This is a genomic window from Thalassospira sp. UBA1131 (genome assembly GCF_002311515.1).
Classification (GTDB): Bacteria; Pseudomonadota; Alphaproteobacteria; order Rhodospirillales; family Thalassospiraceae; genus Thalassospira.
Genome location: NZ_DCAO01000044.1, coordinates 94,946 through 105,020, shown reverse-complemented (window position 1 = coordinate 105,020; position 10,075 = coordinate 94,946). Strand labels below are relative to the sequence as shown.

11 protein-coding genes and 1 pseudogene are annotated in these 10,075 nt (G+C 56.8%); 2 read left to right on the top strand and 10 right to left on the bottom strand.

Translation table 11 applies throughout. From position 1 onward, the window contains the following. Positions 1-80 precede the first annotated feature (80 nt). The gene (pspA, locus tag B3Z49_RS07215) at positions 81-758 is read right to left on the bottom strand and encodes a phage shock protein PspA (protein WP_008888471.1); all 678 of its coding nucleotides are present in this window, start codon (positions 756-758) and stop codon (positions 81-83) included. 170 nt (positions 759-928) lie between these two features. Here pspA and pspF point away from each other — a divergent pair, with 170 nt between their 5' ends. Further along, a complete protein-coding gene (pspF, locus tag B3Z49_RS07210; RefSeq protein ID WP_296989417.1) occupies positions 929-1,936 on the top strand; it encodes a phage shock protein operon transcriptional activator in 1,008 nt (335 codons plus the stop codon). Between the two features lie 5 nt (positions 1,937-1,941). Next, on the top strand, positions 1,942-2,397 hold the full coding sequence (locus tag B3Z49_RS07205) for a hypothetical protein (protein ID WP_296989415.1): 456 nt from the start codon (positions 1,942-1,944) through the stop codon (positions 2,395-2,397). A 23-nt stretch (positions 2,398-2,420) separates the two neighbouring features. Here B3Z49_RS07205 and B3Z49_RS07200 read toward each other — a convergent pair whose 3' ends face one another. From B3Z49_RS07200 to B3Z49_RS07165, 9 genes and pseudogenes are all read right to left on the bottom strand, one after another. Next, positions 2,421-3,554 (bottom strand): acyl-CoA dehydrogenase, encoded by a 1,134-nt coding sequence (locus B3Z49_RS07200; protein ID WP_296989412.1) that lies wholly within the window; start codon positions 3,552-3,554, stop codon positions 2,421-2,423. A 70-nt stretch (positions 3,555-3,624) separates the two neighbouring features. Continuing rightward, on the bottom strand, positions 3,625-4,245 hold the full coding sequence (locus B3Z49_RS07195) for a carbonic anhydrase (protein ID WP_008888479.1): 621 nt from the start codon (positions 4,243-4,245) through the stop codon (positions 3,625-3,627). A 142-nt stretch (positions 4,246-4,387) separates the two neighbouring features. Beyond that, a complete protein-coding gene (locus B3Z49_RS07190) occupies positions 4,388-4,699 on the bottom strand; it encodes a P-II family nitrogen regulator (protein ID WP_296989408.1) in 312 nt (103 codons plus the stop codon). Positions 4,700-4,703: 4 nt separating this feature from the next. Further along, positions 4,704-5,678: a sodium-dependent bicarbonate transport family permease gene (locus B3Z49_RS07185; RefSeq protein WP_296989407.1), complete on the bottom strand. Its 975-nt coding sequence runs from the start codon at positions 5,676-5,678 to the stop codon at positions 4,704-4,706. Between the two features lie 163 nt (positions 5,679-5,841). Further along, positions 5,842-7,029: an acetyl-CoA C-acyltransferase gene (locus tag B3Z49_RS07180; RefSeq protein ID WP_296989405.1), complete on the bottom strand. Its 1,188-nt coding sequence runs from the start codon at positions 7,027-7,029 to the stop codon at positions 5,842-5,844. A gap of 51 nt (positions 7,030-7,080) precedes the next feature. Continuing rightward, positions 7,081-8,253, bottom strand: coding sequence for an isovaleryl-CoA dehydrogenase (locus B3Z49_RS07175; RefSeq protein WP_296989404.1), 1,173 nt, complete (start codon positions 8,251-8,253; stop codon positions 7,081-7,083). A gap of 58 nt (positions 8,254-8,311) precedes the next feature. Further along, positions 8,312-8,776 carry a PaaI family thioesterase gene (locus tag B3Z49_RS07170; RefSeq protein WP_296989402.1) on the bottom strand — a complete coding sequence of 155 codons (465 nt, stop codon included), beginning with the start codon at positions 8,774-8,776 and terminating at the stop codon, positions 8,312-8,314. A 237-nt stretch (positions 8,777-9,013) separates the two neighbouring features. Next, positions 9,014-9,214, bottom strand: a pseudogene (locus B3Z49_RS22085) (hypothetical protein); the annotation flags it as partial. 109 nt (positions 9,215-9,323) lie between these two features. Beyond that, positions 9,324-10,075, bottom strand: a 752-nt coding sequence (locus B3Z49_RS07165) for a substrate-binding periplasmic protein (protein ID WP_296989399.1), incomplete at its 5' end; no start/stop codon positions are given.

Sequence of the window (10,075 nt, the reverse complement as noted above, 5' to 3'; positions counted from 1 at the left end):
TCTCATATCAGTTGCCGGGCCGGTCATGTGAATGAGTTCTGACCCTTGGATCCACGTATCGAAACACGAAAACCCGTTACTTATTTGTCTTTTTTCGCGTCGCTTTTTACGCGTGCTTTCAGTTCCTTAAGATCATCCTCGATCCCGAGCTCGGCCTCAAGGTCTTCGAACTGTTCCTCAAGGCTCTGTCCGCGACCAAGGTCCCAGGAGTCCGCACTCGCTTCAAGTTCGTCAATCCGGCGCTCCATCTGCTCATAACGCAGAAGTGCCTCGTCGATCTGACCGGAATGCAGCTTTTCTTTCATTTTGACACGCTTTTCAGCCGTCTGCATGCGGATTTCAACCGTACGCTGTTTCGCCTTGGCTTCATTCAGCTTGTTTTGAAGTTTATTGAGGTCCTCGTCATACTTGCCAAGGGTTTCCTCGATCACTTCCAGTTCCCGCTCAAGCACAAGGCTCTGATCGGCCAGACGACGGCGCGCCATCAGTGCGCCCTTGGCCAGATCATCACGGCCCTTGGAAACTGCAAACTCTGCCTTGGTGTCCCATTCGACCTGACCGTCATGAAGTTTCTTGAGCTTGCGCTCGACTTCTTTCTTGTCGGCAATCGCCTTGACGGCGGCGGAACGCACCTCAACCAGGGTGTCTTCCATTTCCTGGATCATCAACCGCACCATTTTCTCCGGATCTTCGGCACGATCCAGAAGCGAGTTGATGTTGGCATTTACGATATCGGACAAACGCGAAAACACGCCCATTGTCTGATCTCCTTAATTAATCGGGGGACGCTACAAATTCTGCACTCTGTATTTCAAATGCCGTGCCAGTTTTGAAACTCCCTAAAATCAATGACTTAATTAATCATCAGACTTTTTGTTTAACTTTTATCGCGACAATATTGACGTTTTTCGATAACGTTTTTCGCGAAATGGATAGCTTGCAACCGATATTGGGCGAAGACCCCGTTTTTCTCGCCGCCCTTGAACATGTTTCACGCTTGGCGCCGATTGAACGCCCGTGTCTGGTGATTGGCGAACGCGGCTCGGGCAAGGAACTGATTGCCGCCCGCCTGCACTATCTTTCGCGCCGCTGGGGCGGGCCACTGGTCAAGGTCAATTGCGCCGCCTTGTCTGAAACCCTGCTTGATACCGAACTGTTCGGGCACGAGGCCGGGGCGTTTACCGGGGCCACCAAACGCCATATTGGACGGTTCGAACGTGCGCATGGTGGCACCATCATCCTGGACGAAATCGCCACCGCCAGCCCGGTGGTGCAGGAAAAGCTTCTGCGTGTTGTGGAGTATGGCGAGATCGAACGTGTAGGCGGCTCCGAAGTCATCGAAGTCGACACCCGCGTCATTGGTGTGACAAATGAAAACCTGCGCGAACTGGCCAAAACCAACAGGTTCCGCGCCGATCTGCTTGATCGCCTCGCCTTTGACGTCATCGCCGTACCACCGCTCCGCCAAAGGTCTGATGATATCCTGTTGCTCGCCGAACAATTCGCGCTTGAGATGACAAAACGCCTTGGACGCAGCGTCTTTCCGGGCTTCTCGCGCAATGCCGCCGAACAATTGCTCCGCTACCCTTGGCCCGGCAACATCCGCGAACTGCGCAACGCGGTTGAACGCAGCATCTACCTTGCTGAGGACGACGAAACCCCGCTGGCCCACATCACCATCGATCCGTTCGAGGACATCTGGTCAGAGACCGACCGTGACACGCCGACACCTGCGCCAGAAGTCGACGCTCCGGAACCAGACACAAATATCGACTTCAAAACACAAGTCGCCAATTTCGAAATCAAGCTGCTTGAACAGGCCCTGCGCCAAAACGCCAACAACCAGACCGAAGCTGCCAAGGCGCTTGATCTGAACTATCACCAGTTCCGCAGGTTACTTGAAAAGCACGGACTTCTGCCCGGGCGTCAGGATTAAGGTCGATGTATCAGCCAAGAACACCGAACTATCGCAAAAGCGATCCGGTGATGCGCTGGAACCTGCCGGACCGTGTGTTCTTTGCCTGTGGTGCCTGCCACATCCTCGCTCACGCCTTTATCAAGCGATACAGCGCGATTGGGGAGCTCACGGCACTTTGGCTTCACCCGAAAAAAGATCATCCGGGCAATCACATTGTCGTCGCCCACGATGACTGGGTGTTTGATTATCATGGCTACAGCAAGCGGACGGCATTCATCAGCCATTGCATCCGCCGGGCCAGACAGCGTTGGCCGGACTGGGATGTCGAAATCAAAGAAATCCCGCACGACGTTTTGATTTCCGAACCCAAGTCGCGCCAGATCGATGGATTATGGCTTCGCGAACCCACACAGTTCCTGCATGACGCCCTGCCGCGCGCGGAACGCTTCCTCGAACGCTTCGCCCCGCCACCGAGCTAACAATCAGCCGACGCGCAGCCTCGTCAATCTGCCAGTGCGCGTGCAATCACCATCCGCTGGATATCAGACGTGCCTTCATAGATCTGACAAACCCGGACATCGCGATAGATGCGCTCGACCGGGAAGTCCTTGAGGTAGCCGTATCCACCATGGATCTGGATCGCGCTTGAGCACACTTCTTCGGCGATTTCGGATGCAAACATCTTGGCCATGCAGGCCTCGGTCAGACACGGCTTGTGATCATCGCGCAAGGCAGCGGCGCGATGGACCAGCAACCGGGCGGCATCGATCTTGGTGGCCATATCGGCCAGACGAAACGCCACCGCCTGATGATCAATGATCTTCTTGCCGAATGTTTCGCGTTCATTGGCGTAATCCTTTGCGGCCTCGAACGCCGCGCGCGCCATGCCGACGGACTGGGCGGCAATGCCGATGCGCCCGCCTTCCAAGTTGGCAAGCGCAATCTTGTAGCCCTGCCCTTCCTCGCCCAGCATGTTCTCGGCTGGCACCCGGCATTCAACAAAGGTGATCTGGCAGGTGTCCGAGGCATTCTGCCCCAACTTTTCCTCGACCCGCGAAACAACATAACCCGGCGTATCGGTCGGCACGATAAAGGCAGATATGCCGCGCTTTCCGGCTTCCGGATCGGTCACGGCAAAGACGATGGCGACATCGCCCTCGGACCCCGATGTGATGAATTGCTTGGCGCCATTTAAAACCCAGTGATCGCCATCGCGAACCGCCCGGGTACGCAGCGCACTGGCATCCGATCCGGCCTGCGGTTCGGTCAGGCAGAACGCCCCGATCTTTTCACCGCGCGCCATCGGGATCAGAAATTCCTGCTTTTGGGCCTCTGTCCCGAATTTCAGGATCGGCATGCAGCCAACAGAGTTATGCACCGACATGATGGTCGATGTCGCGCCGTCACCAGCGGCAATTTCTTCAAGTGCCAAGGCATAGGCGACATGATCCATGCCCGCCCCGCCATACTCGTCAGGCACCAGCATGCCCAAAAAGCCGAGCTCGCCGAGTCCTGCAATCGCCTCGGCCGGGAAGGTATGGTGGATGTCCCATTTTGCGGCATTGGGTTTGAGTTCGTTTTCGGCGAACTCGCGCGCGGTATCGCGCACCATGATCTGATGTTCTTCCAACCGCATGACGGCCATCCTCCCACTTACAGGCGATGTCCGGTCCTGCGATCAGAAGATCGTTGTCATCAGACCGGGCTTACTCTTCGCCCTGAACAAATTTGTCCTGCGCGGCATCAAAGCGCCACAGGATCCCTTCTTTCATGCCGTACCACCAGCCATGCAGCTTGAGGTCACCGGCCTCGACCCGTTCCTTGATGAACGGGAACGACATCAGGTTTTGCAGCGAGTTACGGATCGAATGACGCGATACCTTGTCGACATCCGGGCCATGTTCGAGACAGCATTTCGAAATGCTGACCCACTCGCCGATAAAGTCACGGTCCGGCACCTTGCCCGCTTCGCCGTGCTCGACCAGAGCCTCCATGCCACCGCACGCCGAATGGCCCAGAATGACGATGTCCCTGACCTTCAGGTCACGCACCGCAAATTCGATCGCCGACGACGTCCCGTGGTAATTCTCATCGGGCTCATAGGGCGGGACAAGGTTTGCCACGTTACGGATGACAAACATCTCGCCCGGTTCGGCATTGGTCAGGATGGCGGGATCAACGCGGGAATCAGAACAGGCAATCAGAAGAACTTCCGGTCGCTGGCCCATATTGACCAGGTCCTCGACGCGTTCCGGGCGCTGATCATAATACATCGCCTTAAAGCTCTTGAACCCGGCAAGCATCCGATCAACGGTTGGCTTTGACATCTCGCGAAGTCCCCTATTCTGTCATAACGCTGTCGACAAAATAGGACCAAATTGCCCAAGTTGATAGCCCCCATTCCAACCTTTCGAACCGTTCTAAACGTGCGATCTCCTTTGTTTTGCAGACAACCAAACCCTGACGTTCCTAGAAACGATCCGCGCGCAGCACCTGACAGTCACTGATCGTGACAACACCGATGTGACGATCCACCACCTCGAACGCGGCCTCAAGCATCCGGTCAAGCTTCTCCGGGCGGATGATACAGATCACCTGAACCATGCCGCCGCCACGCGATACGGTATCATCGCGGCTCCAACTGCCTGACCGCCCCGATCCGCCAAGTACTGGCAGCACGGAAAAGCCCGTAACCCCCGCACCCTCAAGCGCCTGATGCAGGCGGCTTTCCATAATGGCTTCGATAATGATCGCCACGCGTTTGGCATCATGCTTTTCCATGGGATTAACCTCCGTGAACGGCGCTGGCCATCGCAAGATAAAGCGGAATGCCAAGCGTCAGGTTGAAGGGGAACGTCACGCCAAGCGACAGCGTAAGATAGACCGACGGATTGGCCTCTGGCAGGGCAACACGCATGGCCGCAGGCACCGCGATATAACTTGCCGAGGCGGCCAGCACCATCAACAGCACCGCACCACCAAGCGACAGCCCGATCATCAGCGCAAACGCCAATCCAAGGCACGAACCGATCACCGGCATCAACATCCCGAAAACAAGCGGCCCCGGACGCAACACAGCACGCCCCTGTTTAAGGCCGCGCCCTGCAACCAGCCCCATATCCAGCAGGAACAGGCAAAGAACCCCCTGGAAGGGCGAAACAATCAGGGCTTCGATCTTGGCCATGCCCTCGGCACCGGTGATCCAACCGATAAAGAAACTGCCAACTAGCAGGACAATGGAACCATTCAGCAGGATTTCACGGATCAGCGCGCCATCCATCCGGCCCTTGCCGCCCGATGACACCAGCAACAGGGCCGAAAAGATCGCAGGTGCCTCCATCGCGGCAGCAACCGCAACCATGTAACCCTCGGCAACAATGCCCGAACTTTGCAGGACCGAGGTTGCCGCGACAAAGGTCACGATCGAGATCGAGCCATAATGCCCTGCGACCGCAGCAGCATCTGTTCTGCTCAGTTGCGATATCCAGCGCAAAAGCGCAAAGGCAATGAAGGGCAAGACAAAGGACAGGATCACGCCCGCCATCAGGGTCATGCCAAGTGTCAGGTCGATCCCGTTATTTGAGACCGCCACCCCGCCCTTGAAGCCAATGGCAAACAGAAGATAAAGCGAAATGCCTTTGGCGACGGCTTCCGGGATCGTCAGATCCGATCGCGCAAGGGCAGCCCCCACCCCCAGAACAAAGAAAAGAACGATGGGCGACAGAAGATTTTGCGCCGCCAGGCTCAACACATCTTGCATGGCTGTCCCTTGACTATGATACCCCGGTGTTGGTGTCGCGCAAGCAGCCGCGCCCCTGCGCCAAAACCGCAATTCCGATAGCAGGATCACGGTTTTCTGTCATCAGAAAGCCGAACGGCCTGATCACAGGGGCGTAACTTCGTTCACATAATTTACCAAAAACTTAAAGCAGCTCGATGGCAACCGCCGTGGCCTCACCGCCACCAATGCAAAGCGACGCCACACCCTTGGTCCCGCCATGAGTTTTAAGCGCATGGATCAGGGTTACGAGTAACCGCGCACCAGTCGCACCAATCGGATGGCCGAGTGCACAGGCACCCCCATGGACATTGACCTTGCCGTGATCAAGTTCCAGATCACGGATCGCGGCCATGGCGACCACGGCAAAGGCTTCGTTGATTTCCCAAAGATCGACATCGTCTTTGGACCAGCCGGTTTTGCCCAGCACCTTTTTGATCGCATCAATCGGGGCCGTCGTGAACCAGCAGGGTTCCTGGGCGTGAGTCGACTGACCGACGATCTTGGCAAGCGGCTTAAGCCCGCGCTTTTCGGCTTCCGACGCGCGCATCATCACAAGGGCCGCAGCGCCATCGGAAATTGATGCCGAATGGGCGGCAGTGACCGTACCGTCCTTGGCGAAGGCCGGGCGCAGGGTCGGGATTTTTTCAGGTTTGGCCTTGGGCGGCTGTTCATCGGCATCAATCGTGACCTCGCCCTTGCGGGTGTTAAAGGTCACCGGGGTAATTTCATCGGCAAAATGGCCGGACGTGGCGGCATTTTGCGCCCGCGTCAGCGAGGTAATGGCGTAGTCATCCTGCTCTTTGCGGGTGAAGCCGTATTTCTCGGCGGTCGCCTCGGCAAAGGTGCCCATTGAACGACCCTTGTCATAGGCATCTTCCAGCCCATCAAGTGCCATGTGGTCATAGACCATGTCATGACCGTATTTGTGGCCCGACCGCATTTTCGGAAGCAGGAACGGCGCATTGGTCATGCTTTCCATGCCACCGACCACCATGACATTGGCGCCACCGGCGACCAGCGTATCATGGGCAAACATCACCGCTTTCATGCCCGATCCACACATCTTGTTGATCGTGGTCGCGCCCGCCGCACGCGGGATGCCTGCATGCCAGGCGGCCTGACGGGCGGGCGCCTGCCCCTGACCGGCGGGCAGAACATTACCCATGATGACTTCATCAATATCATCGGCGCTCATACCGCCGCGCTCAAGCGCTGCCTTGATGGCAACACCGCCCAGCTCGGCGGCAGTCACGCTGGCAAAATCCCCCTGCAATCCGCCCATCGCGGTGCGGGCACAGGAAACAATGACGATCGGATCAGAAGTGCTCATGGTATGGGTCCGTTTGTTCGTGGGACGAAGTTTCGGGTTTCAGCTCAGAACTCAGGCGGTTTCGCCAAACAGTTCGCGGCCAATCAGCATGCGGCGGATTTCGCTGGTGCCGGCGCCAATTTCGTAAAGCTTGGCATCGCGCAGCAACCGGCCGGTCGGATATTCATTGATATAGCCATTGCCGCCCAGCGTCTGAATGGCTTCCAGCGCCATCCAGGTTGCCTTTTCGGCAGCATAGAGGATCACACCGGCCGCATCCTTGCGCGAGGTTTCCCCGCGATCACACGCCTTGGCGACTTCGTAAACATAGGCACGACACGCATTCATCGTGGTGTACATATCGGCGATCTTGCCCTGCATCAGCTGGAACTCGCCAATCGCCTTACCGAACTGTTTGCGTTCGTGAATATAAGGCACGACGACATCCATGCAGGCGCGCATGATCCCCGTGGGACCCGCGGCCAGAACCGCGCGTTCGTAATCAAGGCCGCTCATCAAAACCCGCACACCGCCATTGAGCTGCCCCAGAATGTTTTCCTCGGGTACTTCGCAATCCTGGAATACGAGTTCGCAGGTGTTCGACCCACGCATCCCCAGTTTGTCGAGTTTTTGCGCCGTCGAGAACCCCTTGAACGTCTTTTCAATGATAAAGGCGGTAATGCCCTTGGGCCCGGCATCGGGATCGGTTTTGGCATAGACGACCAGCGTATGGGCATCCGGGCCGTTGGTGATCCACATCTTGTTGCCATTAAGGATAAAGCGATCGCCCTTTTTCTCGGCCTTAAGCTTCATCGACACAACGTCCGAGCCTGCGCCCGGCTCGCTCATCGCCAGCGCGCCGATATGCTCGCCGCTGATCAGTTTGGGCAGGTATTTGGCCTTTTGCTCGGCCGTGGCATTGCGTTTGATCTGGTTGACGCACAGGTTGGAATGCGCACCGTATGAAAGAGCCACCGAGGCCGAAGCACGGCTGATTTCTTCCATGGCGATGACATGTTCAAGGTATCCAAGGCCTGTACCGCCGTCTTCTTCGGACACGGTCATACCGAGCAGGCCAAGATCACCGAATTTGCGCCACAGATCATTGGGGAAGTGGTTGCTGGCATCAATCTCGGCCGCGCGTGGGGCGATTTCGGCCTCGGCAAATGACGAGACGGTTTCGCGGATGGCGTCCGCGGTTTCGCCAAGATCGAATTTCAGTCCGGGGAAGTCGAAAAATGCCATGTTACTGTTCCTGCCCTGCGCAATTTGGTTATTTGATAAAAGTGAATAATCAGCCCGATTATGCGGCGCTGGTGAGTAATTCCGGCGGAAGCTTCATCACCTTGAGCGTCTGAAGCGACGTCGCACAGAGGACCTTTTCGGTATTCCTCATACCAAAGACATCGATGCGGGTGACAATGATCGACCGACCCCGTGAAACCACCTCGCCAACCGCGCGCAACTGATCGCCCATGCCCGGTGCGACGATGTTGAGTTTGTATTCAATCGTCAGCATGCCCTGATCGGCCTCGACCAAACTCCAGCCGGCAAAACCACCGGCGATATCGGCGAGCCCGGCGATCAGACCGCCATGGAAATAGCCGTTATGCTGCAACAAATCAGGCCGCGTTGGCACAATCACCTCGACCCGGCCCGGTTTGACATCAGAAACCTCGGCCCCGATCGACAGATTGTAGGGCTGCTGGGCGAAACGCCGGCGCACTTCGGCGACGTAATCGGGATTTTGCGGTTCAAACGAGGCCATGTCGCGATCCTGTGGTGAAACCGGCGCGATGAGGATCAAACACACCGGGATATGATGCGACTCTGTTGTAGTTGACGTTAACGTTAACGTCAAATTAAATCCGCATAGCTATACCGGTTTTTTGATGCGGCGGGCAGCATAGAGACAAAATCGGCGTGAAGCCGTCGATATTCAACGGGTTCGGATTGCAGTTCGCGCGCTGGCCGCGGAAACGCCCCATGATTTCAGAGGTATAGATTAAATGTGAGGAATCCTCACATTGTCGGTGCCGCAATAATCCGGACTGTTCGTCCACGGGTCGACAGAGATATCCCGCGTATGGCGCGGCAACAATCCGCAGTCGGCCTGACCTTGGCTAGCCTGACTGCAGTTAGTCTGGCCCCAGTTGGTTTGACCCTGGTTGGTCTGACCCCAGTTTGCCTGACCCGAGTTGGTTTGACCCCGGTTTGTCTGACCCTAATTGGTCTGACCCTAATTGGTCTGACCCAAGTTGGTTTGACCCCAATTGGTTGGACCCCTAGCTGGTCTGCCCTTAGTTGGTTTGGGCTCAGTTGGTCTGGTCGCCCCATTCCTGGATGCTGGCTTCGAGCATTTCGGTCATCACATTACGGGAGACGAGATCGAAGACGGCACGCGACAGGCGGCCGCGCAGTTCGCCGGTGTTGCATTCCGATTTGTGCGACATGGTCAGATAGAGATTTTCGGTGCTGACCGGGGTGTCGTAGCTGCGGATATTGGTGATGTTTTCGTGGGCGGCCACGGCCTTGCCGGGGAATTCTTCGTAAATCAGGTATTCCGCCCGACCAAGCGAGAGCATCTGCAAGCCTTGTTCGAGGCTTGGCACTTCGCTGATGGTCAGGTTGTGGCGGGCATAGGTATCGAACGCCTGCCCGAAACTGTTATTGATCACGGTCAGACCATCGATCCCGACCAGATCGGACCACTGGCTGTAGCGCAGATCAAGATTGTCGCGCGTCCAGATCATGGTGCGCGTGCCCTGAAAAGCGGGATAGAAATAATCCATATATTCGAGACGCGGCAGGGTCAGAAAGGCACCGGCGATCAGATCGATCGTTCCGTCGCGCATATGTTGCTGCACACGGCCCCAGTTGCCCGAATAGACGACATCGACTTCAACACCGGCCAGTTCGCCGGCCCGTTTGATGAAGTCGGCAGCAGCACCTTGCAGGGTATGGCCATCCTTGGCCACCCAGAGATAGGGCGGGTAATCCGGATTGCCCGACGCAACCAGACGCGAACAATCGCGCTGCCCGTCGGCATCGGAAACAGATCCGCTTT

Coding starts and splice junctions, on each gene's coding strand:
- B3Z49_RS07190 (WP_296989408.1), bottom strand. CDS start 4,699: ATGGAAAAGCATGATGCCAAACGCGTGGCGATCATTATCGAAGCCATT.
- B3Z49_RS07195 (WP_008888479.1), bottom strand. CDS start 4,245: ATGTCAAAGCCAACCGTTGATCGGATGCTTGCCGGGTTCAAGAGCTTT.
- B3Z49_RS07205 (WP_296989415.1), top strand. CDS start 1,942: ATGTATCAGCCAAGAACACCGAACTATCGCAAAAGCGATCCGGTGATG.
- pspA (WP_008888471.1), bottom strand. CDS start 758: ATGGGCGTGTTTTCGCGTTTGTCCGATATCGTAAATGCCAACATCAAC.
- B3Z49_RS07170 (WP_296989402.1), bottom strand. CDS start 8,776: ATGGCCTCGTTTGAACCGCAAAATCCCGATTACGTCGCCGAAGTGCGC.
- B3Z49_RS07180 (WP_296989405.1), bottom strand. CDS start 7,029: ATGAGCACTTCTGATCCGATCGTCATTGTTTCCTGTGCCCGCACCGCG.
- B3Z49_RS07200 (WP_296989412.1), bottom strand. CDS start 3,554: ATGCGGTTGGAAGAACATCAGATCATGGTGCGCGATACCGCGCGCGAG.
- pspF (WP_296989417.1), top strand. CDS start 929: ATGGATAGCTTGCAACCGATATTGGGCGAAGACCCCGTTTTTCTCGCC.
- B3Z49_RS07185 (WP_296989407.1), bottom strand. CDS start 5,678: ATGCAAGATGTGTTGAGCCTGGCGGCGCAAAATCTTCTGTCGCCCATC.
- B3Z49_RS07175 (WP_296989404.1), bottom strand. CDS start 8,253: ATGGCATTTTTCGACTTCCCCGGACTGAAATTCGATCTTGGCGAAACC.